The organism is Streptomyces sp. NPDC001868 (assembly GCF_040297125.1).
Classification (GTDB): domain Bacteria; phylum Actinomycetota; class Actinomycetes; order Streptomycetales; family Streptomycetaceae; genus Streptomyces.
The window spans coordinates 28225-51943 of record NZ_JBEOYO010000015.1; the positions used below are offsets into that span (position 1 = coordinate 28225).

Genomic DNA, 23719 nt, shown 5'->3' on the forward strand with positions numbered 1-23719 from the left:
TAAGATGGGCGCGGGACCGCCCGCGAGGCGTGGGGGCGGGAGCCGTAGGTGAGGGAGGCAAGGGTGGGAGCAAGAGCCGAATCCGCGCGACGGCCGGGGCGCCCCGGCGCGGACACTCCCGCGGTGCCCGAGGAGGAGAGCGTCCTGCTGCGTGGCCTGGAGGCCTTCGCGGAGCTGGGCTACGACCGGGCGTCCGCCCGCGAGCTGGCCCGCCGCCTGGGCGTCAGCCACAACTTCATCAACGACCGCTACGGCTCCAAGGCGGCGTTCTGGCGCGCGGTGGTCGATTCCGCCTTGGGCCCGCAGGTGGCCCGCCTGCCCGAGCCCGACCCCTCGGTCGACGACGCGGAGAACCTGCGGCGGCTCATCACCGACTTCTACCGGGCCGCCGCCGACACCCCTCTGGTCGGCCGGCTCTTCGTCGACGAACTCAACCAGGACACCGAGCGGTTGGACTATCTCTACGACCACTACATCGGCGTCGTCGTGGGGAACATGGCGTCCCTCGTCGACCGCCTCGTCGCCGCCGGACGGATGGCCCCCGTCCCGATGGACGTGCTCTTCTTCGCCGTCGTCCCGACCGTCTCCGGCATGCTGGACGTCCCCCTCGCCCGCCGTCTCGGCCGCGCCGGCCACTCCTCCCCGGAGCGGACCGAGGCCACGGCGGAGTCGCTGGCGTCACTGGTGCTCAACGGCCTGCTCGGGACGGGCCGGTCCTAGAGCCGGGTCGGGCGGGGGGCGTCCGACGGGCTCCGGCGGGGCGGGCCCTGACGCGACGGCACCGTGTCGAGGAGTTCGGCGGCCATCCGTCGCGCGGGCGTCCCGGTCCGGGCGGCGACGCGGCGGAAGGTGTCCTCGGCGGCGCGGGCCGGCCAGTCGGGGGGAAGGTGGCGCGCGGGGAGGCGCGGGTCGGTGCGGATGGTCCAGAGCCACTCGCTGACGAGCCGCAGCCGCGTCCCGATCGGGTCGTCACCGGAACCGGCGCCCGGGTGGGCCGTCCAGCGCTTGTCGAAGGTGACATAGCGGGCCGCGATGCTCTCCAGGTCCCAGGTGTCGCGGACCATCAGCTCGATGTCGGTGGTCGTGTCCGCCCGGGCGTGGAAGATCTTGACGTGGTCGGTGAGCCCGAGCTCCGCGACGACACCGGCGATGTCGACGTTCCCCGGGGCGATCCACAGCCCGCTGTACAGCGCGCCGAACCCGGACCAGGTCAGCCGCGAGCGCAGGTCGTGGCGCCGGCGCTTCCAGGAGTCGGGGAGGGAGAAGCCGAGCAGGGTCCAGGTGCCGTCCCAGTCGTCGTTGACGGCGCCCTGCTTCCAGATGCGGGTGCGGCCGTCCCCGAGGACGCGCGTCGCCTGCGGCGTGAGCCCGAAGTACATTCTGCGGCCCTCACGTTGGCGCCGCAGCAGACCCCGGTTGACCATGCGGGTCAGTGTGGAACGTACGGCCTGTTCCCCGACGCCGACCCGGCCGAGCACGTCGATGATGCTGCCCGAGTACACGCACAGATCACGGTCGCCCTCCTCCAGCACATGGTTGCCGAAGAAGGCGAGCATGAGCGACTGCGGGCGCGGCTGCGGGCCGTCCGAGGTGTCGGCGTCCGGGGTGCCGCTGTCCGAGGCGTCACTGTCCAGGGCGTCGCTGTCCGGGGTGTCCAGGATGTCGTAGTCCTCCACGGGGGCAAGCGTACGACCGCGTCAGGGCACGTCCGGCACGTACGGGCCCCGGGGCGGAACCCTGCCGCCGCGAGCGCGCGTTACGTCACGAGGGAGCCCGTCACGCCCGCTCCCCGGGGCCGGACTCGTACGAGAGGCCGGCCCTTCCGTTCCGTCAGGAAGAGCGAGGACGCCATGACCACCATCGCCGTCATCGGAGCCGGGCCGGGTCTCGGCGCGGCCGTCGCCCGTCGCTTCGGCCGTGAGGGGTTCGCCGTGGCGCTCGTCGCCCGCGACCCGGAGCGGACGAAGGCGCTCGCCGCCGAGCTCGCCGACCAGGGCGTCACGGCCCGGGGCTTCGCCGCCGACGTACGCGATCCGGAGGCCCTGACCGCCGCGCTCGACGCGGCGCACACCGCGCTGGGCCCGGTCGAGGTCCTCCAGTACAGCCCGCTGCCGCACCGGGACTTCATGCTGCCGGTGCTGGAGACGAGCCACACCGACCTGGTCGGCCCGATCGAGTTCTCCGTCTACGGCGCGGTCGCCGCCGTACGGCAGGTGCTGCCCGGAATGCGCGCCCTCGGCCGTGGCACGGTCCTCCTCGTCAACGGCGGCACGGCCGTGGTCCCGCACCCCGACCGGGCCGGGACGTCCGTCGCCTTCGCGGCGGAGAGCGCGTACGGCATGCTGCTGCACGACACCCTCGCGGGCGAGGGCATCCATGTCGCCCAACTGGTCGTGCCCGGCGCGATCGTCCCCGGGCACCACCGGAAGGATCCGGCCGTCCTCGCCGACACCCTGTGGGGCATCCACCGCGACCGCCGGGGCTTCCGGCACTTCGCCGACGATCTCGACGCCTGAGGGCCGGCACCGGCCGGCGCGCGGTCGTCCGGGGCCGGTGTCACGCTGAGATCACCGGATCCGCGAATGTGAAGGGGAATCCCGTGATCACCACTGACCTCACTCCCGGCTCCCCCTGCTGGCTGGACCTCGGCGTCCCCGACGTACCGGCGACGGCGGCCTTCTACCGTGCGGTGCTCGGCTGGGAGTACGAGCCCATGGGCGGGGGCGAAGGGGAGGAGATGGACGGCGAAGGCGGAGTCTTCCGGAAGGACGGCAAGATCGTCGGCGGGCTCGGCGCACTGACCGAGCAGGGCGCGCGTCCGGCCTGGATGATCTACTTCACCGTCACCGACGCGGACGCCACGACCCAGGCCGTGGAGCGGGCCGGCGGCACCGTGCGGGTGGCGCCGAGGGACCTCGGCGAGTGGGGTCGGATGGCCCAGTACAGCGACCCGCTGGGCGGCCAGTTCGCGGTGTGGCAGCCGGGCACGAACTCGGGCTTCGAGCTGGCGGACGAGCCGGGCTCGCTCTCCTGGACCGAGCTGTACACGACCGACGCGGCGGCGGCCAAGGAGTTCTACGGCGGCCTCTTCGGCTGGCGGTTCGGCGACATGCCCCTGCCGGGCGGTGGCGGCACGTACAGCCTCATCACACCCGCCGATCTCCCCGAGGAGCGGATGCAGGGCGGCGTCATGGAGCTCCGCGCCGACGACCTCGCCCTGGCGAACGGACGGCCCTACTGGCACCCCGTCTTCGCCGTCACCGACTGCGACACCGCGGTCGCCGCCGTCACCGCGAACGGCGGCGGCGTGCAGATGGGGCCGGAGGACGCGGAGGGCGTCGGCCGGCTGGCCGTCTGCCTCGACCCGGCGAACGCGGACTTCGTGCTCCTCACCCCCGCCGAGGCCGCCACCACGACCCCTGCCGAGAGCTGACCCCCCCACCGGTCCCCCCGAGAGGCTCCGCGCCACCGCCGACGGTCGTCCCGTACGGCGGTGGTGCGTTCACCGTTGCGCGAAACGGGAACAGCGGCCATCATCCCCTCATCACCATTAACAGGAATCCTGTTAATTCAACGTTGTAGCGATGGGCGGGTCCGATCATGCCGTTCCGTGCCAGAATCCAGGCCAGAGGGGTTCAGCTGCTGCTCAGCGGCGTCATGACCCGTGTCCACAAGGACCTGCGCTTCGCCGATCTCCCGAAGCGGACGGAAACCATCCGGGTGGAGACCGGCGCCGGACCGGTCGACTGCACGGTCTACCGCCCGCCGACCGACACCACCACCCCCACCGACACCCCCGCTCCGGTGTACGTCAACTTCCACGGCGGCGGCTTCATCGTGGCCCGCCCCGAGCAGGACGACCACATCTGCCGCTACATAGCCGCCACGGCCGGCTGTGTCGTGATCAACGTCGACTACGCCGTCGCCCCGCAGCGGGTCTTCCCCACCGCCGTCACCCAGGCCTACGACGTCACCGCGTGGGTCGTCGAGAACGGCCCGGCCCACGGCTGGGACGGTTCACGCGTCGCCGTGGGCGGACACAGTGCCGGAGCCAACCTGACCGCCGGGGTCTGCCGTACGGCCCGTGACCGGGGCACCTTCGCGCCGCTCCTCCAGATCATCGACTCCGCGCCCCTCGACCAGACCGCCGACCCGGCCACCAAGGTGTCCCGAATCGCCAAGCCGTTGCTCAGCCCCCAGCTCATGCGGATCTTCACCGCCGCGTACGTCCCCGATCCGGCTGACCTCGCCGACCCCCTGGTCTCGCCCGGACTCGCCGACGACCTCGCCGGACTGCCGCCCGCCCTCGTCATCACCGCCGAGAACGACCGTCTGCGCGACGAGGGCGACGCCTACGCCAAGGCCCTGGAGGCCGCGGGCGTCCCGGTCACCCACCGTGTCTTCGAGGGCGTCGACCACTACTTCACCCACACCGGCCCGGTGCCGGCCGGCAAGGAGGCGATCGAGCTGATGGCCGACGCCCTGCGCACCGCCCTCGGCACGACCGTCCCCGGTCGGCCCGACGTCGACGCGGCCTGAGGCCGACGGCGCCCGACACCGACGGGGCGCCGCGACACGGCCGCATCGGCGGGCGTCTCCCCGCCGGTGTGGCTCAGGTCGCCATGAAAGCCGCCGGTCCAAGAAGATGGAGCACGTGACCCGGGACCGGCGGCGCGCGCCAAGCGTTCGGCGCCAGCAGCGCCAGCAGCGCCAGCAGCGCCTCCGCTGCCACCGCAGGGAACGCCCGGCCGGCCGACCGAGAGGCGAGACGTGCAGCTCAGCACCCGTGAATGGGGCGCAGGTGACCGGACGGCTCTGCTCGTCCACGGCCTCATGTCCGACTCCAGGACCTGGCGACGGGTGGCCCCGGCGCTCGTGGAGCGCGGCTACCGGGTGATCGCCGTGGATCTGCGCGGCCACGGCGTCTCACCGCGCGGCGCGTACGGTCCCCAGCTCTTCGCCGACGACCTCGTCGACACCCTGCCCCGGCAGGCCGATCTGGCCCTCGGTCACTCCCTGGGCGGGCTCTGCCTCTCCCTCGCCGTGGAGCGGCTGCGGCCCCTGCGGGCGGTCTACTCGGACCCGGCATGGTCGTCGGCCGACCCCGACCGGCACATCGGCCCCGAGATCTTCGCCTCCCTCAAGCACGCCACCCGCGAGCGGACCATCGCGCTCAACCCGCGCTGGGACGCCGAGGACGTCGACATCGAGATGGCCACGCTGGCCGCCTGGGACGCCGCCTCCGCGCACTTCCTCGGCGGTCGCCCGCTCACGGGCTTCGTCCCCGACCGCCCGGCCGTGCCCTCCCTCGTCCAGCTCGCCGACCCCAGCTTCCTGGTCGGGACCGAGGACGCGGACCGGCTCCGGGCGAGCGGCTTCGAGGTCCGTACGGTCGCCGGCGCGGGACACACCATCCACCGCGACGACTTCGACGGTTTCATGAAGTCCCTGGACGGCTGGCTCTGACGCCCGCGCCGCCCCCTCCTCCGCGCCGCCCCTCCTCCTACGCCGTACCGCGCGCCTTCTCGTACAGGACGGGGTCGTGCGCGTTGACGACGGTCAGGCCGGCGTCGTCGTGACGGTGCAGCTCGGCGAGGCGGGCGTGGTTGTCGCGCACCTTCTTCAGGTCGTACGCCAGCAGGTTCTCCATGGTGCGCAGGGCGCGCGGCACCGGGGAGCGTCCGTCGAGCGTTCCCCGGTGGAAGAAGGAGTCGCCGGCGTGCAGGATCCAGCCGGTTCCGGTGTCCACAGCGACGCAGGCGTGGCCCCGGGTGTGTCCCGGCAGCGAGACCAGGACGATTCCGGGGGCGACGGCGTCGAGTTCCCTGGCGGCGGCGAATCCGCGCCACGCCTCGCCGTCCGGGGTGTGCTCGACGATCCGCGGGCCGTGCGCCCACTGGGCCGACCGGTACCGGAACCGCTCCCGCCGGGACGGGGCGATCATGGATCCCAGGGCCTCGGCCGCCGTCGTGTGCACCTGGGCGCCGGGGAAGTCGGACAGCCCGCCGATGTGGTCGAAGTCGAAGTGCGTGACGACGATGTGGCGGACGTCCTCCCGCCGGAACCCGAGGGCCTCGACCTGACGCGCCGCCGTCTCCTCCGCCCGGAGCACGGGCCTGACCAGACGCCGGGTCGGCCCGACCCGGCGTGCGGGATCGGCGATGTCGTGCAGCCCGACCCCGGAGTCCACCAGGACCAGTCCGTCGGGCGCCTCGACGAGCAGGACGTGGCACACCAGCGTGCCGGTGAGCGGGCGCATGGTCCCGCAGTTGAGGTGATGGACCTTCACGGCAGTACCGCTTTCGGGATGTCGACGGGAGAAGGACACGACGCGCACCCGGCCTCCCTCGGGAGACCCGGCGGACAGCGTACGGCCACCACCCGGCCCGTCTCATGTCCACCCACGGGCACACCCACGGGCACACCCACGGGCACACCCACGGGCACACCCACGGGCACACCCACGGGCACACCCACGGGCACACCCACGGACACGGCCACGGACACAGCCGGGGGCCCTGTCGGAAGCCGCGCTTCCGGCAGGGCCCCTTTCAGCGACGCGTCGTGGGGTACTCCGGGATCACTTCCCGAAGTACCCGTCGCAGACCGAGATCGTCGAGTTGAACCTCGTGGGTGAACTCCTCTTCAAGAGCCCGGACTTCGCCACACTGTGGGAGCGCTACGAGGTCGTCGGCCGCAAGAGGATCCGCAAGACCTTCCACCACCCCCAGGTCGGCGTCCTCACCCTCAGCCGCCAGAGCATGCACCTCGACGGCACCCCCGGCCGGCGCCTCGGCGCCTACACCGCCGAACCCGGCAGCCCCGACCACGACGCGATGCTCCTGCTCGACATGACCGCGCCCCGGCCCGACGGCCACCCGGACACGAGGGCCGAGCACCGGGCGGGCGGACATCCCTGACCAGGATCCCGCGAGTCGCGATGAGTTCCGGGGCGTCCGGCGGTCGTACTGTCGAACCCGCTACCGAGGAGGACTTCCGATGCGCAGAGTGACCTATTCGATGGGTGTCTCGCTCGACGGCTACATCGTCGGACCGGACGGCGGCTTCGACTGGGGGGCGCCCGACCCGGAGGTCTTCCGCTTCTGGATCGACGAGATCCGGGACGTCGGCGTCCACCTGTTGGGACGACGGCTGTACGAGACGATGCTGTACTGGGAGACCGCCGAACAGGAGCAGTCGCTCGACGAGGCCGAACTCGAATGGGCCGGGCTCTGGAATCCGCTCCCCAAGGTGGTGTTCTCCACCACGCTGTCGGCGGTGCGGGGCAATGCCCGCCTGCTCTCCGGCGGCCTGGCGGAGGAGATCGAGCGGTTGCGGGCCGAGCCGGGGGAGGGTGACATCGCGATCGGCGGCGCGACTCTCGCCGCCGAGGCGGCCGAGGCGGGTCTCATCGACGAGTACCGGACCGTGGTCCACCCGGTGCTGGTCGGCGGCGGCATCCCGTTCTTCCCCCGGAACGAGCGCCGGGTGGACCTCGACCTCGTCGAGACCCGCACCTTGGGCTCACGAGTCGTCTACGTCCGCTACCGCGTGGCGCGGTGACGACGCCGGCCTCCGAACCCGGTCCGGCCGGAGGGGTGTCCGCTCACTCCTTCGCGAGGACGATGTCGAAGGTCGTCGAGGTCCACGGGCCCTCCGGCCGCCGGCCGTCCGGTGTCGGTGTTCCGGCCTCGTGACGGTCGAAGGGGCGGACGAGTGACTCCTTCACGCCGAAGACGGAGTCGGCGTCAAGCCAGGGGTCGTCCGCCACGAAGATGTGCGTGACCAGACGCCGGAAGCCGGGTGCCGTCACCATGAAGTGCAGATGCGGCGCGCGCATCGGTGAGCGGCCGGCGTGATCGAGCAGCCGGCCGACGGGACCGTCGTCCGGGATCGGGTACGGCGTGGGGGTGAGCCCCCAGAATCGGTAGCGGCCCTCGGCGTCCGTGAACAGGTGGGCGCGCCCGGCGAGTTGGCCGTCGTCGTACTGGACGTCGTACATGCCGTCGTCGTCGGCCTCCCACACCTCGACGCGGGCGCCGGGGGCCGGGTCGCCGCCGGTGTCCGTGACCCGGCCCTCGACCCACGCGGGCTCACCGGTCGCGCCGCCCGCGATGTTCCCGCCGAGCTCGATCGCGGGCGAGTCCCGGACGAAGAACGGGCCGAGGACCGTGGACTCCGTCGACTCGTGGAGGCCGGGTTCGTTCACGGCGACGGTGAGCATGGAGATGCCGAGGACGTCCGAGAGGAGGACGAACTCCTGGCGGGTGTCGGTGGTGAGGTGGCCGGCGGCGGTCAGGAACTCGATCGCGGCGGTCCATTCGTCGTGGGTGAGCCTCGTCTCGCGCACGAACGCGTGCGCGTACCGGACGAGCGCCCGCATGACCTCGCGGAACCGCTCGTCCTTCGCGGAGTCGAAGCTCGCGACGACCTTGTCGGTCAGCTCCTGTTCAGCCGTCTCCTGTTCAGTCATCGGGATGCTCTTCCGTGTCGAGGGGCGTGGCGAGTGGCGTATCAAGGGGGACCGGTACCGGAGTGTCACCGCGCCATGCGCGCCCCAGCAGCTCGCGCATCTCGGCGCGGGTCACCCGGCGCGGGCCGGTGTCCGGTACCTGTGCCATGACCAGCTCGGCGGCCCGGTCGAGTTCCTCCTCGGCGAGCCCCAACTCGCGTAGCGAGGAAGGAGGTTCGAGCTGGGTGTAGAGCGCGAGCAGTGCGCCGAAGGGGTCCGCCGGCGATCCGAGCGCCGCTCCGAGGTGCCGGGCGGCGTCGGGGGCCGCGGCCAGGTAGAGGCCGACCACGTGCGGCAGGACCACCGCGTGCAGGGCGGCGTGTTCGAGGTCGTACGCGCCGCCGAGGACGTGGCACACCTTGTGGTGCGGTCCGGAACCGGCCCCCGCGAAGGCGACCGCCCCGAGGTAGGTGCCGAAGAGGATCTCCCGGCGGGCCGCGACGTCCTGGCCGTCGGCGACGATGCGCGGCAGCGCGGACGCCAGCGAGCGGACGCCCTCGACGGCCAGGGCGGAGCTGATCGGGTTGTGCCGGGGTGCCCACCACGCGTCGACGCAGTGGGCGAGCGCGTTGAGCCCCGAGGTCACCGACAGCCGGGTCGGCAGCGACAGCATGAGCGTCGCGTCGTAGACGACGACCCGGGGGAGCACCTTCGGGTCGACGCCGGTGCGTTTGTGGCCGTCCTCGGTGAGGCCCCAGACGGGGGTCGCCTCGGAACCGGCGTAGGTCGTGGGGACGGCGAGGACCGGCAGGCCGGTGGTGAGCGCGGCCGCCTTGGCGGTGCCCGTCGTGGAGCCGCCGCCGACGCTCAGCAGCAGGTCGGCCGTGTGTTCGTGGGCCGCCGCCCGCACGGCCTCCGCCACATCGGCCGGCACATGCGGCCTGACGGCGCCGAACGTCGCCACGACGGGAACGTCCTTGCAGATGTCCTCGGCCAGGGCGCGTTCCCCCTCGGCCGCGATCAGCAGGACCCGGCTCGCGCCGAGTCCCGCGACCTCGGCCGCCACGTCCTCCCGCGCGGTGCCCGAGCCGAAGACGACCCGCTGGCCCCAGGAGTCGTAGACGACTCGCGTCATGCCGTCACCGCGCGCACCCGGGGTACCGCGCCCGCCGCGCACGCCCCGATCAGCGCCGGTACGGCGAAGGCGTAGAAGGCCCACTCGACGTCGGCGCCGGAGCTGAGGACGAACGCGCCCAGGGACGGGCCGACGATCGCGCCGAAGCGGCCGATCGACAGGGCCCAGGCGAGGCCGTTGCCGCGCAGGGCGTCCGGGTAGCGCGTCACGATGAACGCGTTGCCGAGGATCTGCGAGCCGATGAACCCGAACCCGCTGACGAACATGAGCACGAACATGACCGGCGTCGGCGGGCGGGTGCTCATGGCGACCAGACTCAGCGTGCCGACCAGGAACGCGACGACCACCACACGCTTGGCGCCCAGCGCGTCCGCGACCCGGCCGCCGAGGATGGCACCGAAGCCGACGCCCAGCCACATGGCGGCCGTCTGCAGCAGCGCCGAGCCGAGGGAGAAACCCGCCGCCTGCATGATGCTGGGCAGCCAGGTGCTGATGCCGAAGACCAGCAGCAGTCCGCAGAAGGACATCGCCCAGAACAGCACGGTCGAGACCGCGAGCCCGCCCGTCAGCAGCGAGCCGATACCGAGCCAGCGGCCCGGGTCCGACGTCGGGGAGGCCTCCGAAGGGGCGAGACCGAGCCGCTCCTCCACCGCCCTGGCCTCGGCCGCCCGGCCCGTACGGCTGAGGTGGAACGGGCTCTCCGGGAGCCGCAGCACCAGGGGTACGGCCAGGAAGACGGGGACCACGCCGATCACGTACAGCCAGCGGTACGAGACGTCGGGCAGCAGGGCGGTGCCGAGCAGCGGGGAGAGCAGGGCGCCGAACGCGTAGCCGCTCATGATCAGGGCGACGTTGCGGCTGCGGCGGCCCGGTTCGCTGAGGTCGGCGACGTAGGCGTTGATCGTGGGCAGTACGACGCCGAGGCCGAGGCCTACGACCAGGCGTCCGGCCCCGAAGGACGGGACGCCGGCGGCGAACGTGCAGACCGCCATGCCGAGCGAGAACACGGTGGTGCCGACGAGCAGGAGCCGGCGCGGGCCGGTGCGGTGGACGAGGGCCCCGGCGAGGGCCGCGCCGATCAGCATGCCGATGCCGACGAGCGAGCCGATGGTGCCGGCCTCGGCCTTGTCGATGCCGAGCGAGGGGTCGCCCAGGATCGCGGGCACGGTGACGCCGTACACGGCGAGGTCGTACCCCTCCAGGGAGGCGACGACCCAGGCGGCGACCAGCATGAACGTGGTCGCGGGCACTCTGCGGACGGTCGGGCGTATGACGGACGGTGCGGTCATGGCCGGATCCCTTCTCCGACGGTGGCAGGAGCCTGTATCGGCTGGACTGCCGTGGCAAGTGTCTTGAGGAGCGCCGGGACGTCGGACAGCGAGTCCACGGTGCCGAGGATGTAGAAGTCGGGCCGCCACAGAACGGCGGCGGAGCCGGTCTCGTCGAACCAGCGCCCGTAGACGCCGCCGACATCGGTGATCCCCTCGGTGGTGAGGCGGCGGTCGGTGAGGTGGTGGACGGCCACACCGAGCGCCGCGGCCGGTTCGACGGCCGAGGCGTCGAGCGAGGCGCCCTCGCGGCCGTCGACGAGGAGGACGAAGCCGCGGCCGAGGACCTCGTCGAAGAGTCCCCCGGTGCCGTGCGACTCCACCCGGCCGTGCGGCATCAGGTGTCCCGCCTGCGGGGACGTGTCGCGCAGGCCCGGGCCGAGACCCGGGAAGCGCATCTTCTCGGGGCGCCCGTCGGCTTCGCGCCGCGCGATCAGACGGGCGTCGCGCTCGGCGGCGGCCACCGGGTCGCGCATCGTCTGGACGCGGCCGAGTTCGATGCCCTTGGCGATGATGGCCCGCACATGCGGCTCACGTTCGCTCTGGTAGGTGTCGAGGAGCGCGTCGTCGGCGCCCCGCAGTACGGCGTCGAGCTTGAAGGCGAGGTTCTGGGCGTCGCGGACGCCCGAGCACATGCCCTGCCCGAGGAAGGGCGGCATCTGATGGGCCGCGTCCCCGGCGAGCAGGATCCGGCCGTCGCGCCAGCGCTCCGCGACGAGCGAGCGGAAGGTGTACGTGGCGACGCGGACGAGGTCGGCCCGCGAGCGGTCGACGTGGTCGGCGACCCGGGCCCACACCCGGTCGGGCTCCCGCTCGACGGGGAAGGAGTCCACCGAGTCGAGCATGAAGCTGAAGCGGTGGTGCCGGGGGCCCAAGGAGATGATCGATGCGGGCTGCTTCGGATCGCAGACCTGACGGGCCTTGGGAATGTCCGGAACGTCCGCGGGGTCGGTCAGGCGGAAGTCGCAGACCATCCACGGCTCGGAGAACCCGTAGTCCTCCTGCCCGACGCCGAGCCATCCGCGGGTGAAGCTGTTGCCGCCGTCGCAGGCCACGACGTACCGCGCGGAGACGGCCGTGTCGCTTCCCTCGACCTGGATCTCCACACCCGGGACGTCCACGCCGTGGCGGGTGCTCCGCAGACCGGTGACCGGGGAGTTCATCCGGATCTCGACGTTCCCCAGACCGCGGACCAGGCCGTCGAGGGCGTCCTCCAGGTAGGGCTGGTACATCATGTACCACTCCGCCCAGCCCTGGCCGCCGACGGCGGCGAAGTCGTGCTCGATGAGCAGCTCGCCGGCGCCGTTGCGCCACTCGTAGTTCCGCTGGACGTGCAGCGTGGGCAGCAGCCCGCGCGCGATGCCGAGGCGGTCGAAGGTCCGCATCGTCTCGTCGTCGAAGATGGCGGCGCGCGGAAGGTTGTAGAGGGTCGGGTAGCGCTCCAGGACGACCACGTCGTGGCCTGCCTGCCCGAGCAGCGCCGCGGTGACCATGCCCACGGGCCCGTACCCGATGACGGCGACGTCGTACACGTGCGTTCCCTTCCGCTCAGACACCCGCGAACGCGGGTGCGGGAGTGGGAGTGGGGGCGAGGCCGAGGAGCCTCTCGGCGTTCCGGTGGCCGATCTTGAGCCGGTCGGCGTCGCTGATCGGGGCCTCCCGCAGGAACTTCGTGGCCGTCTCGATGTCCTCGAAGGGGTAGTCGGTGCCGAAGAGGATGTGGTCGGCGCCCATCGACAGCAGCGCGGTGAGCAACGGGGCGGGGGAGCAGACGCCGCTGGTCGTGATGTAGAGGTTGTGGCGGAGGTACTCCGAGGGGCGTCCGCGCTTGAGCTCGATGCCGTGGTGGGCGTGGAAGTCCCAGCGGGAGTCCATGCGCCACATCACGTAGGGCAGGCCCTCTCCCATGTGGCCGAGGAGCAGCTTGGCGTTCGGGAAGTCGTCGAAGACGCCGCCGAAGACGAGCCGCAGGACGTGGGTGGCGGTGTCGATTCCCCAGCTCCACATCGGTCCGACGAGTTCGGGGTGCCCGGACAGGACGTGCGCGGTGTCGACGCCGTTGGCCGGGTGCAGATAGAGCGGTACGTCGAGGTGCTCGGCGCGCTCCCAGACGACGCGCAGGGCCGGGTCGTCCAGGTACCTGCCGTGGGTGTGCGCGTTGACGAGGGCGCCGCGCAGACCGAGCTGGGTGACCGCGCGCTCCAGTTCGTCGGCCGCGGCCCCGGGGTCCTGGAGAGGCAGTGCGGCGAAGCCGGAGAAACGGTCGGGGTGCTCGGCGATGACGCCGGTGAGGAAGTCGTTGACCGTGATCGCCTGGCGTACGGCGGCGGCCGGGTCCTGCTCCGCCTGGAGGCCGGGGGAGTTGAGCGACAGGACCTGCATGTCCAGGCCGGCCGCGTCCATGTCGTCGAGGCGTTCCTCGGTGAGGTCGAGGAGGCGGCGGGAGGCTTCGGCCCAGGCGCCGGGCTGGGCGATGGACGCGGTCGACGCGCCATGGCCCACCAGGTCCGGGGTCACGAAGTGCTCTTCGAGGCCGATCAGCTTCATTGCGGAGTTCTCCTCGGAGGATTTGTGCGTCTGAGCGTCTGAGCGCCTGAGTGTTTGTGCGTTTTCGCGGTCGATGTCCCGCGTGCGGGGGTGCGGCGATGCCCGGCTCGGTGTGAGTGGCCGGGGAGGAAAGGGGTGCGCGGGTTGTGTGCGCCGAAGGGTGAGCGGCTCCGGGCGGCTGCGAAACGGGCCGCCGAGGTGACCGGGGCAGTCGGGGAGGTGAGTGCCACCGCTCCCGCAGTTCACCAGAACGTAACGCGTTCCGCAATAGTGAATGTAAGATCTGTTCGTGGTCGGAGGCCGGCGCACCTCGCGTCGATAGGCTGAGCACCGCCATCCACCTGCGGGAAGAGAGCTGCGCTGTGACCGAGACCGACCCCAGGGAGAGCGGGGAGCGTCAGGGCATCCAGTCCGTCGAGACCGCGATGCGGGTCCTGCTGGCGCTGGAGAACGGCGGCGGAGCGCTGAGTCTGTCGGCGATCGCGCAGGCGAGCGGCATGCAGCCCAGCAAGGTGCACCGTTACCTCGTCAGCCTCGGCCGCATAGGGCTGACCTCGCAGGATCCCGCGTCGGGTCTCTACGACTTCGGGGCCGCGATGCGCCGCATGGGCGCCGAGTCGCTGCGCCGCACCAACGAGGTGGCGGTGGCGGGCGGCCACACGGCGCGGCTGCGCGACCGCACGGGCCACTCCGTGAACCTCGCCGTGTGGGGGGACCGGGGCCCGATCGTGGTGAGCTGGGCGTACGGCACCCGCCCGCTGCCCCTGACGGTGCGCGTCGGCGCCACGCTTCCGCTGCTCACATCGTCCGTGGGCCAGGTCTTCCTCGCCCACCTGCCCGAGAGCCTCACCGACGAGGTGCTCGGCGGCGAACTCCGGGGCAAGGAGACGGAGTGGACGAGCGAGCGCCTCGCGGCCACCCGCGCACAGGTCCGCGCAGAGGGGCACGTCGTGACGCACGGCGGGGTGATCCCGGGCATCATCTCGGTCGCCGCGCCCGTCTTCGCGGCGAACGACCCGCTGCCGCTCGCCGTCTCCGTCGTCCTGCCCGAGAGCCTCGGCACCCCGGACCACCTCGCCGAGGTGACCCGCGAGCTGCACGAGGCGGTGGCGGCGGCGTCACACGAGCTGGGGTATCTGTCGTAGGGCTCGTAGGGCTCGTAGGGCTCGTAGGGCTCGTAAGGCCGTGGGGCCCGTGGGGCTCGTAGGGCTCGTAAGGCCGTGGGGCCCGTGGGGCTCGTAGGGCTCGTAAGGCCGTGGGGCCGTGGGGCTCGTAGGGTCCTACTCGACGGGGCGCGAGCCGGTCACCTCGTCGTAGTGGGCCTCGGCGGACGGGCCGAGGATCTCGTGGGCCTCCAGGAACATCTCGTGCGCCTCGTGCCCCACCCAGCCGGCGGGCAGCAGCTCGGTCGGCAGGTCCGGATCGCGGAAGGGGAACTTGCGGTAGTCGTAGGTCAGCCGCATGCGCTCGACCAGCGCCTCCTCGGGGCCGAGGTGCCCGGACCGGTACGACGGCATACGGCCGCGGTAGGTGCGCAGCAGCTCCCGGTAGTCCTCGTTGAGGGCCGCGAGATCCCAGCCGCGCGCCGCCATCTCACGGTCGACGGGCAGCCCGCCGGACTGGCAGCGCAGCGTGTCCAGACGGATGGCCGGCTCGTCCGCGAACTTCTCCCGGACCTGCTGGAGCCGGTCGTGCGGGGAGACGTAGGTGGACGGGGCCAGCGGGCCGAAGCCCAGCCAGGCCAGCTCCTTGCGGATGCGGTCGCGTACGCCGCGCTCACTCTCGGGGACCGAGTAGATGACCATGTACCAGTGGCGGTCCCAGTCGGACGGTGCCCGGTCGAAGATGCGTGAGCGGCCTTCGTCGAGGAGCTGGAGGCTGCGCTTGTTGAGTGCGTAGAGGGTCTCCCGGCCCTCGCGCCGGACGTCGAACCAGCCCTCCTTGCGCAGGCGCGCGAGGACCACCCGCACGGTGCTCTCACCGACGCCGAAACAGCCCATCAGCGTGCTGAGGGTGCGCAGCCGGGCGGCGCCGCCGCGGTAGCGGACGTAGTCGCCGAACAGGTCGAAGACGATCGATCGAGGCTTCACGAAACCGACTATGTCACACGGACGGCCGTCGTGATGATGAGACATGAAGCCGAGGAAAGCCGAGAGAACCCTTGTTTTCGCCGGGGAAACCGCCCTCAGCGATGTGCGTCAAATTATTGACGTCCGTGTATCCATTGACACAGGACGCGTTCGGGCCTGACTCTGGGCCTGTACTCGACGTGGAGGCAGGAGTCATGGTTACTCGGATCGCTTGCGTGGGAGGCGGCCCCGGTGGGCTGTTCTTCGCGGCGCTCGTCAAGCAGGCCGATCCGTCGGTCGAGGTGACGGTCTTCGAGCGGAACCGCCCGGAGGACACCTTCGGCTTCGGCGTGGTGTTCTCGGACGCGACGCTGGCCGCCATCCACGCGGCGGATCCCGTCCTGCGCACCGCGCTCGCGGAACACGGCCGGCACTGGGACGACATCGAGGTACGGCTGAAGGGGCAGCGGATCCGGTGCGGCGGCAACGGCATGGCGGCCATCACCCGCAAGACCCTGCTGGAACTGCTGCACCGGAGGGCGGAAGAGGTCGGGGTCGACCTGAGGTTCAGCCATGAGGTGCCCGCCGATCCGGCGCGGCTCGCCGACTACGACCTGATCGTGGCCGCCGACGGGGCCAACTCCCGGTTCCGTGACCGGTTCGCCGACGTGCTCGTGCCGGAGGTGGAGGTAGCCACCGCCAAGTTCATCTGGTTCGGCACCGACTACCTCTTCGACGGTCTGACCTTCGTGCACGAGCACGGTCCGCACGGCACCTTCGCCGTGCACGGCTACCCGATCGGCGACAGCGTCAGCACCTTCATCGTCGAGACCGACGAGGAGTCCTGGCGGCGGGCGGGGCTCGACGAGTTCGATACCGCGCAACCGCCGGGCCCGAGCGACGAGAAGACCAAGCGGTACCTGGAGAAGCTCTTCGCCGAGCAGATCGACGGGCACGAACTGCTGGTCAACAACTCCCGCTGGGGCAACTTCCGCACCCGGCGCACCCGGCGCTGGCACAGCGGCAACGTCGTCCTGCTCGGCGACGCCGCGCACACCGCCCACTTCTCCGTCGGCTCCGGCACCAAGATGGCCATGGAGGACGCGGTCGCCCTCGCCGAGGGCCTCCTCGCCCACCGCGACGATCTGCCGAGAGCCCTGGAGGCGTACGAGGCGGCGCGGCAGCCCTCGGTGGCGAAGATCCAGGGCGCCGCCCGGCCGAGCCTGTCGTGGTGGGAGCACTTCGGGCGCTACCACGACGCCTTCGAACCGACGCGGTTCGCCTTCCACTTCATCTCCCGCAGCATCGGCAAGGAACGGATCGCCCGCCGCGACCCGGACTTCGTCGAGCAGGTCGTACAGGACTGGCGTGCGGCGCACGAGGGGCGCGATCCCCTGGACACACCGTTCAGGGAGTTCGGGGGACGGCGGCTGACCTCGGCCGACCTCGCGGCGCTGCGCGCCGAGGGCTGCCTGTGGCTCACCGCACCGGAGGACGAGACACAACTGCCGGAGATCTACGACGAGTTGGCCGCCGCCCTCGGCGGTGACACGCCCCCGGAGCTGGTCGCCGTACACGGCGGAACCCCGCTCACCCGGTCGCTGCTCGCCGAACAGGCCCGGCTGGCGCACGGCGTACCCGCACTGATCGTGGAGGACACGATGGACGACGACCGGGCCGAGACACTGCTGCTGTCCGGGCGCGCCGACCTGGTGGCGGGGGAGCGGGCATGAGCACGCACCTGACGCCGTTGTTCGCGCCCGAAGGCGTGGTCGTGATCGGCGCCTCACGGCAGAGCGGCAAGCTGGGCGCCGCCATGGCCCGTTCGCTGACCCCCTTCCCCGGCGCCCGAGCCCTGGTCAACTCCCGCCGCCCGGAACCCGGCGAGGGCGTGTACGCCTCGGTCGCCGAAGCCGCCGCGCACACCGCCGGACGGCTCGACCTGGCCGTGCTCTGCGTACCGGCGGCCGGCTGCGCCCAGGCGCTGGCCGAGGCCGCCGCCGCGGGCTGCCGTGCCGCGCTGGTCTGCGCGGGCGGTTTCGGCGAGGCGGGCCCTGAGGGCGAGCGGTACGCGCAGGCACTGCGCCGCGTCGCCCAGGAGACGGGGATCCGTCTGCTCGGCCCCAACACCTCCGGCTTCTTCGCCCCTCACCTGGGCCTGACGGCCAGCTTCGTGCCCGCCGCCGGACGGATCCCGGCCGGGGACATCGCGGTCGTCGCGGCCAGCGGCGGCGTCAACCACGCGCTCTCCTTCGATCTGGCCGCCGCCGGGAACGGGATCAGCCTCGGCGTCGGCATCGGGACGGGCCTCGACGTCACCGCCGCGGACGTCCTGGAGCACCTCGCGGGGGACGACCGTACGACAGCCGTCGCCCTGCACCTGGAGACGGTTCCGGACGGGCCACGGCTGGTCGAGGCCGTACGTCTGGTGGCCTCCGTCAAGCCGGTCGTGGCACTGGTCGTCGGCCGCAGCGACGTCGGTGACTTCGCCCGGTCGCACACCGGCGCGCTCGCCACCTCCTGGCGTACGACGCGCGCCGCGCTGCGACAGGCCGGGGCGGTGGTCGTCGACGACGAACGGGAGACGGTCGACGCGCTCACCGCTCTGTCCCGCGTCCAGCTGCGCCCAGACCCCGACCCGGGGCTCGCCGTCGTGACCGCCCAGGCCGGACCGGGACTTCTGCTCGCGGACCGGGCGGGCGGTGACGGCATCCGGATGCCGGAGCTGGCCGAGGACACGCGGCGCACCCTGAGCGGGCTGCTGCCCCCGCTCACCTACCAGCGCAACCCGGTCGACACCGGCCGGCCCGCCGAGACCTTCGCCCGGGTCCTCGGCGCCACGGCCGCCGATCCGGCGGTGGACCTGCTCGCCGTCTACGCCCTGACCGAGCCCGACAGCGTCGACCTCGCCTCGGCCGCGCAGGACGCCGGCCTCGGCGCCCGCTCCCCGGCCGTGGTCGTCGTCGGCGGCCTGCCCGAGGACGTCACCGAGCAGCGGGCGAGGCTGCACAAGGCGGGGATCCCGGCCCTGACCGGACCGGCGTCGGCCGCCAACGCGGTACGGGCACTGGTGACGCACGCCCGGCAGCGGGCCGTGCCCGCCGACCCGCCCGTGCCCACCGACCTGCCCGTGCGGACGACGCCCGCGTCCGTGCCGTCCGGCCCGCTGGACGAGGACGCCGCCAAGACGTTCCTCGCCTCCCTCGGGATCCGCACCCCCGGCCGCGTCGCCTGCGACACCCGCGCCGACGCCCATGACGCGCTGCGTCTACTGGGCGGGCCCGTCGCGGTCAAGGTGCTCGACGCCGCGATCCTCCACAAGACGGAGGCCGGCGGAGTCCACCTGGGCGTGCGCACCCCCGGCGAACTCGACACGGCGCTGGACGCCATCGGCCCCGGTCACCGCTACCTGGTCGAGGCGATGGCCCCGGCCGGTGTCGACCTCGTGCTCGGCGTACGACGGGACCCCGTGTTCGGGCCGGTCGTCCTCGCCGGACTGGGCGGCACGGCCGCCGAGGCCCTCGCGGACGTGGCGATCCGGCTCGCCCCGCTCTCCGCGGCCGAGGCCGCCCGGATGCCCGACGACCTGGCCGCGCGCGCCCTGCTCGACGGCTGGCGCGGCGGGCCGGTGCTCGACCGGACCGACTTCGGGCGCGTCGTCGCCGCGCTCGCCGCCGCCCTGGCCGCGAGCCCGGACACCGCCGAGATCGAGATCAACCCCCTGCGGCTCACCGCCGACGGGCTGATCGCCCTGGACGCCGTGATCGTGCCCACCACCGAGGAGACCGACCATGCCTAGGCCGAGCAGCGACGGCGCCGTGCCCTGGCCCGCGGAGTACGCGGCGCGCTACACCGCCAAGGGGTACTGGGAAGGTCACACCATCGGCGACCGGCTCCACGCCGCCGCCGACGCCGCCCCCGACGCGGTCGCGCTCGTCGACGGCGACCGACGCCTGACGTACCGTCAACTCGCCGAGCGGGCGGACGCCGTGGCCCTGCGCCTGGCCGCGCTCGGGCTCCGCCCGGACGACCGGCTCGTGGTGCAACTCCCCAACACCGCCGAGTTCGTGATCCTGACCTACGCCTGTCTGCGCCTCGGCGTCATCCCGGTGATGGCACTGCCCGGGCACCGCAGACACGAGATCGGCCATCTGGTCGAGCACAGCGAGGCCGTGGGCATCGCGGTGCCGGACCTCCTCAAGGACCACGACCACCAGGCGATGGCCTTCGAGGTCGCCGGCGCCTCTCCCACCCTCCGGCACGTCCTCGTACTCGGCGACAAAGTCGGCGACGACGCCGTGGATCTGCGGGAGTTGTGCGCCGCGCCCAGCACCCCCGCACCCGGCACGCCCGCACCCGGCACCCCCGCACCCGGCACCTCCGAGGACCGGGCCGCCGTGGACGCGTACCGGCCCGACAGCCGCTCCGTCGCCGTCTTCCTGCTCTCCGGTGGCACCACCGGACTGCCCAAGCTCATCGCCCGCACCCACGACGACTACGTCTACAACGCCCGCCGCAGCGCCGATGTTTGCGAATTCGGCCCGGACACGGTCTACTTCGCCGCTCTTCCGCTCGGCCACAACTTCCCGCTCGCCTGCCCGGGCCTGCTGGGCGTGCTGCTGAACGGCGGCCGGGTGGTGCTGGGTTCGCCCAACCCGGAGAAGGCGTTCCCGATCGTCGAGCGCGAGGGCGTCACGGCTTCCGCCCTGGTCCCGGCCGTCGCCCAGCGCTGGCTCGACCACCACCGGGAGAACCCCGGAACCGACCTGAGCTCGCTGCGTCTGCTCCAGGTCGGCGGCTCCCGGCTCGCCGACCACGTCGCCCGCCGGGTACGCCCCGAACTCGGCTGCACACTCCAGCAGGTGTTCGGCATGGCCGAGGGCCTGCTCAACTACACGCGCCCGGACGACCCCGAGGACGTCATCTGTACGACGCAGGGGCGCCCCATGTGCGAGGACGACGAACTCCTCGTCGTCGACGAGTCGGGCAACCCCGTCCCTGCGGGGACCCCGGGTGTGCTGCTCACCCGCGGCCCGTACACCCCGCGCGGCTACTACCGCGCCGAGGAGCAGAACGCCCGTGCCTTCACCGAGGACGGCTGGTACCGCACCGGCGACATCGTGCGGCTGCTGCCCGACGGCAACCTCGTCGTCGAGGGCCGCGACAAGGACATGATCATCCGGGGCGGGGAGAACATCTCCGCCGAGGAGATCGAGAACTTCGCCTACCAGACCCCCGGCGTCGCCCGCGCCGCCGCCGTCGCGATGCCCGACGACCGGCTCGGCGAGCGCGTCTGCCTCTACGTCGTACCGGAGCCGGGCCACACGGTGACCCTCGCCGACATCCACCACGTCATGGAGAGCACGGGCACCGCCCGCTTCAAGTTCCCGGACCGGCTGGTGACGGTCCCCGAACTCGCCGCCACCAAGGTCGGAAAGATCGACAAGAAAGCGCTGCGCGCCGACATCACGCGCCGGCTCGACGCCGAAGGAACCCCCGATGACCAGTGACGCCGATCGAACGGTGCCCGTCATAGCCCCGGAGGAGACGGACCCCGAACTCCGCAAGCTGTACGACGGATTCGCGGCGGCCGGCCTCATCCCCCTGTGGACCGAGATCGGTGACCTCATGCCGCTCACCCCACAGCCCGAGGCCGTCCCGCACGTCTGGCCCTGGGACACCCTCCTCCCGCTCGCCCGCAGCTCCGGCGACCTCGTACCGGTCGGGCGCGGCGGCGAGCGCCGCGCCATGGCCCTCGCCAACCCCGGCCTGCCCGGACGGCCGTACGCGACTCCCAACCTGTGGGCGGCGGTCCAGTACCTCGGCCCGCGCGAGGTCGCCCCCGCGCACCGCCACGCCCAGGGCGCCTTCCGGTTCATCCTGGAGGGCGAGGGCGTGTGGACGGTCGTCAACGGCGACGCCGTCGAGATGCGGCCCGGCGACCTGCTCCTCACCCCCTCGATGCACTGGCACGGCCACCACCACGTCGGCGACGCGCCGATGGTCTGGCTGGACGGCCTCGACATCCCGCTCGTGCACCGCCTGGACGCCGGGTTCTTCGAGTTCGGCGAGGACGGCGTGTCGGACCGCTCGACCCCCACCCGGTCACGCAACGAACGCCTGTGGGGTCACCCCGGGCTGCGCCCGATCGGGGCACCGGACAGCGTCGACTCCCCGCTGATGGCCTACCGCTGGGCCGACACCGACGACGCCCTCACGGCCCAGCTGGAGCTGGAGGACGAGGGACACCCCGGCGTCCTGGAACCCGGCCACGCAGGAGTCCGCTTCACCAACCCCGCCACCGGCCGCGACGCCCTCGCCAGCCTGCGCACGGAGATGCACCGCCTGCGCCCGCGCACGGCCACCGCCACCCGCCGCACGGTGGGCTCGTCGGTCTGGCAGGTGTTCCGCGGCAGCGGCACCGTCACCCTCGACGACCGGGTGATCGAGGTGAGCGAGGGAGACCTGATCGCCGTCCCCTCCTGGTGCGCCCTGACCATCGCCGCGCACACCCGGCTCGACCTGTTCACCTTCAACGACGCGCCGCTCTACGAGGCGCTGAACCTCGCCCGCACCGAAACGACCGGGAGCACGTCCGCATGAAGCTCGCCACCATCCGCACCGCCACCGGCACGGCGGCCGTCCGTCTCGACGGCGCCCGGGCCGTGGAAACCGGAGCCCCCGACGTCGCCGCCCTGCTGCGCCGCCCCGACTGGCGTACGGACGCTGCCGCGGCCGACGGCCCCTCGCACGAGGTGGCCGCCCTCGACCTCGCCCCGGTCGTCACCACCCCGTCCAAGATCTTCTGCGTGGGTCACAACTACCGAGGCCACATCGCGGAGATGGGCCGCGAGATGCCGTCGTACCCCGCCCTCTTCGGCAAGTTCGCCAACGTCCTGCTCGGGGCCCGCGACGACATCGTCCACCCCGGCGAGACGGAGGAGCTGGACTGGGAGGCCGAACTCGGCTTCGTCATCGGCTCCCGGCTGCGCCGCCGGGCCGGCAAGGAGGAGGCGGCGGCCGCGATCGCCGGCTACACCGTCGTCAACGACATCTCCATGCGGGACTGGCAGTGGCGCACCCCGCAGTGGCTGCAGGGCAAGGCATGGGAGGCCAGCACCCCGGCCGGCCCCTGGCTGGTGACCGGCGACGAGATCGACGACGCGGCCGACCTGGAGATCCGTCTCGACGTGGACGGCGAGGTCATGCAGCGCTCGCGCACGTCCGACCTGCTCTTCACCCCGGCGGACATCGCCGCCTACCTCAGCACGTTCACGACGCTGGAGCCGGGCGACCTCGTCCTCACCGGCACCCCGGGCGGGGTCGGCGCGGCCCGCGACCCGAAGGTGTTCCTGAAGCCCGGGCAGGTCGTCCGGACGGTCGTCGAGGGCGTCGGGGAGTGCGTGAACATGGTCGTCGAGGACAAGCCGTGACGGAGCCGGAACGCGTCCTCGACTGGGTCGCGGACGGCCGGTGCCGACTCGAGGAAGCCGTCGACGCGCTGCCCGCCGAGGCGGTGACCGAACCGTCCGCCCTCCCCGGCTGGACCCGAGGCCACCTCCTCACCCACCTCGCCCGCAACGCCGACGCCCTGGTCAACCTGCTGACCTGGGCCCGGACGGGCATCCCGACCCCCATGTACACCTCCCCGGACCAGCGCGCGACGGACATCGACGCGGGCGCCGGACGTCCGCTCGCCGAACAGCGGTCGGACCTACGGGAATCCGCCGCCCGGTTCGCCAGGGCGGCCGAGGCGCTGACGGACGACGCCTGGTCGGCCACCGTCACCAGTGGCCAGGGCCGTGAGATCCCGGCGTCCGAAGTGCCGTGGCTCCGCGCCCGCGAGGTGTGGCTCCACCTGGTCGACCTGCGGGTGGGGGTGGGCATGGACGCGCTGCCGCCGCACCTCGCCTGGGCCCTCGTACGGGACGTCGCCGGATGGATGTCGGCCCGCGTAGGGCCGGAAGTCGGGGCCGAGTTGACGGCCGACGGCCACGGCACCGTCCTCCTCGGAACGCCCTCCCCGAGCGGCACCACGGTCTCCGGCCCGCCGCACGCCCTCGCCGCCTGGCTCACCGGCCGGGGCGGCACCGAAGAACTGCGCGGCGAGCCGCCGAAGCTGCCGCGCTGGATATGACCGAGTGATTGTCAGTGATCAGCAGATTGTCAACGATCAAAGGAGATCGGC

Annotated in this window: 22 protein-coding genes; 14 read left to right on the forward strand and 8 right to left on the reverse strand. The window is 72.5% G+C overall.

Going from position 1 to position 23719, the window contains the following annotated elements; genetic code table 11:
• Nucleotides 1-63: 63 nt before the first annotated feature.
• Entirely contained in the window at nucleotides 64-720 is a 657-nt protein-coding gene (locus ABT147_RS19340) for a TetR/AcrR family transcriptional regulator (protein ID WP_351407556.1), read from the forward strand.
• Here ABT147_RS19340 and ABT147_RS19345 read toward each other — a convergent pair.
• Nucleotides 717-1676 (reverse strand): PaaX family transcriptional regulator, encoded by a 960-nt coding sequence (locus tag ABT147_RS19345; protein ID WP_502983119.1) that lies wholly within the window; start codon nucleotides 1674-1676, stop codon nucleotides 717-719. The genes ABT147_RS19340 and ABT147_RS19345 overlap by 4 nt on opposite strands.
• A gap of 174 nt (nucleotides 1677-1850) precedes the next feature.
• Between ABT147_RS19345 and ABT147_RS19350 the strand changes: the two genes are divergently transcribed.
• The 4 genes from ABT147_RS19350 to ABT147_RS19365 all read left to right on the forward strand — a co-directional run bounded on the left by ABT147_RS19350 (nucleotide 1851) and on the right by ABT147_RS19365 (nucleotide 5466).
• A complete protein-coding gene (locus tag ABT147_RS19350) occupies nucleotides 1851-2516 on the forward strand; it encodes an SDR family NAD(P)-dependent oxidoreductase (RefSeq protein ID WP_351407558.1) in 666 nt (221 codons plus the stop codon).
• 83 nt (nucleotides 2517-2599) lie between these two features.
• A complete protein-coding gene (locus ABT147_RS19355; protein WP_351407560.1) occupies nucleotides 2600-3433 on the forward strand; it encodes a VOC family protein in 834 nt (277 codons plus the stop codon).
• A gap of 167 nt (nucleotides 3434-3600) precedes the next feature.
• The gene (locus ABT147_RS19360) at nucleotides 3601-4539 is read left to right on the forward strand and encodes an alpha/beta hydrolase (RefSeq protein WP_351407562.1); all 939 of its coding nucleotides are present in this window, start codon (nucleotides 3601-3603) and stop codon (nucleotides 4537-4539) included.
• Nucleotides 4540-4770: 231 nt separating this feature from the next.
• Nucleotides 4771-5466, forward strand: a complete 696-nt coding sequence (locus tag ABT147_RS19365) for an alpha/beta fold hydrolase (protein WP_351407564.1) — start codon at nucleotides 4771-4773, stop codon at nucleotides 5464-5466.
• A 37-nt stretch (nucleotides 5467-5503) separates the two neighbouring features.
• Here ABT147_RS19365 and ABT147_RS19370 read toward each other — a convergent pair whose 3' ends face one another.
• Entirely contained in the window at nucleotides 5504-6289 is a 786-nt protein-coding gene (locus tag ABT147_RS19370; RefSeq protein ID WP_351407566.1) for an MBL fold metallo-hydrolase, read from the reverse strand.
• A gap of 229 nt (nucleotides 6290-6518) precedes the next feature.
• On the opposite strand from ABT147_RS19370, the gene ABT147_RS19375 reads away from it, so the two are divergent.
• Nucleotides 6519-6920: an MmyB family transcriptional regulator gene (locus ABT147_RS19375; RefSeq protein WP_351407846.1), complete on the forward strand. Its 402-nt coding sequence runs from the start codon at nucleotides 6519-6521 to the stop codon at nucleotides 6918-6920.
• Nucleotides 6921-6999: 79 nt separating this feature from the next.
• The gene (locus ABT147_RS19380; protein WP_351407568.1) at nucleotides 7000-7563 is read left to right on the forward strand and encodes a dihydrofolate reductase family protein; all 564 of its coding nucleotides are present in this window, start codon (nucleotides 7000-7002) and stop codon (nucleotides 7561-7563) included.
• Nucleotides 7564-7606: 43 nt separating this feature from the next.
• Here the strand turns inward: ABT147_RS19380 and ABT147_RS19385 are convergent, their stop codons facing one another.
• The 5 genes from ABT147_RS19385 to ABT147_RS19405 are packed head-to-tail and all read right to left on the reverse strand — an operon-like array spanning nucleotide 7607 to nucleotide 13462.
• Nucleotides 7607-8473, reverse strand: a complete 867-nt coding sequence (locus ABT147_RS19385; protein ID WP_351407570.1) for a hydroxyquinol 1,2-dioxygenase — start codon at nucleotides 8471-8473, stop codon at nucleotides 7607-7609.
• Complete coding sequence (locus tag ABT147_RS19390) at nucleotides 8466-9587, reverse strand: maleylacetate reductase (RefSeq protein ID WP_351407572.1); 1122 nt, start codon at nucleotides 9585-9587, stop codon at nucleotides 8466-8468. The genes ABT147_RS19385 and ABT147_RS19390 overlap by 8 nt, the downstream gene beginning before the upstream one ends.
• Nucleotides 9584-10876 (reverse strand): MFS transporter, encoded by a 1293-nt coding sequence (locus tag ABT147_RS19395; RefSeq protein WP_351407575.1) that lies wholly within the window; start codon nucleotides 10874-10876, stop codon nucleotides 9584-9586. The genes ABT147_RS19390 and ABT147_RS19395 overlap by 4 nt, the downstream gene beginning before the upstream one ends.
• Entirely contained in the window at nucleotides 10873-12447 is a 1575-nt protein-coding gene (locus tag ABT147_RS19400; protein ID WP_351407577.1) for a bifunctional 3-(3-hydroxy-phenyl)propionate/3-hydroxycinnamic acid hydroxylase, read from the reverse strand. The genes ABT147_RS19395 and ABT147_RS19400 overlap by 4 nt, the downstream gene beginning before the upstream one ends.
• Before the next feature lie 16 nt (nucleotides 12448-12463).
• Nucleotides 12464-13462: an amidohydrolase family protein gene (locus tag ABT147_RS19405; protein ID WP_351407579.1), complete on the reverse strand. Its 999-nt coding sequence runs from the start codon at nucleotides 13460-13462 to the stop codon at nucleotides 12464-12466.
• 362 nt (nucleotides 13463-13824) lie between these two features.
• On the opposite strand from ABT147_RS19405, the gene ABT147_RS19410 reads away from it, so the two are divergent.
• Nucleotides 13825-14607, forward strand: a complete 783-nt coding sequence (locus tag ABT147_RS19410) for an IclR family transcriptional regulator (RefSeq protein WP_351407582.1) — start codon at nucleotides 13825-13827, stop codon at nucleotides 14605-14607.
• Between the two features lie 135 nt (nucleotides 14608-14742).
• On the opposite strand, the gene ABT147_RS19415 is transcribed toward ABT147_RS19410, so the two are convergent.
• Nucleotides 14743-15552, reverse strand: a complete 810-nt coding sequence (locus tag ABT147_RS19415; protein ID WP_351407584.1) for a PaaX family transcriptional regulator — start codon at nucleotides 15550-15552, stop codon at nucleotides 14743-14745.
• A gap of 194 nt (nucleotides 15553-15746) precedes the next feature.
• Between ABT147_RS19415 and ABT147_RS19420 the strand changes: the two genes are divergently transcribed.
• Genes ABT147_RS19420 through ABT147_RS19445 form a run of 6 tightly spaced genes read left to right on the forward strand, consistent with a single transcriptional unit; the run spans nucleotide 15747 to nucleotide 23668 of the window.
• Nucleotides 15747-17264, forward strand: a complete 1518-nt coding sequence (locus ABT147_RS19420; protein WP_351407586.1) for an FAD-dependent monooxygenase — start codon at nucleotides 15747-15749, stop codon at nucleotides 17262-17264.
• On the forward strand, nucleotides 17261-19330 hold the full coding sequence (locus ABT147_RS19425) for an acetate--CoA ligase family protein (RefSeq protein WP_351407589.1): 2070 nt from the start codon (nucleotides 17261-17263) through the stop codon (nucleotides 19328-19330). The genes ABT147_RS19420 and ABT147_RS19425 overlap by 4 nt, the downstream gene beginning before the upstream one ends.
• Complete coding sequence (locus ABT147_RS19430; protein ID WP_351407591.1) at nucleotides 19323-21041, forward strand: (2,3-dihydroxybenzoyl)adenylate synthase; 1719 nt, start codon at nucleotides 19323-19325, stop codon at nucleotides 21039-21041. Before ABT147_RS19425 ends, ABT147_RS19430 begins: the two co-directional genes overlap by 8 nt.
• Nucleotides 21031-22134 (forward strand): cupin domain-containing protein, encoded by a 1104-nt coding sequence (locus ABT147_RS19435; protein WP_351407593.1) that lies wholly within the window; start codon nucleotides 21031-21033, stop codon nucleotides 22132-22134. Before ABT147_RS19430 ends, ABT147_RS19435 begins: the two co-directional genes overlap by 11 nt.
• Nucleotides 22131-22964, forward strand: coding sequence for a fumarylacetoacetate hydrolase family protein (locus ABT147_RS19440; RefSeq protein ID WP_351407596.1), 834 nt, complete (start codon nucleotides 22131-22133; stop codon nucleotides 22962-22964). Before ABT147_RS19435 ends, ABT147_RS19440 begins: the two co-directional genes overlap by 4 nt.
• The gene (locus ABT147_RS19445) at nucleotides 22961-23668 is read left to right on the forward strand and encodes a maleylpyruvate isomerase family mycothiol-dependent enzyme (RefSeq protein WP_351407598.1); all 708 of its coding nucleotides are present in this window, start codon (nucleotides 22961-22963) and stop codon (nucleotides 23666-23668) included. The genes ABT147_RS19440 and ABT147_RS19445 overlap by 4 nt, the downstream gene beginning before the upstream one ends.
• Nucleotides 23669-23719 lie beyond the last annotated feature (51 nt).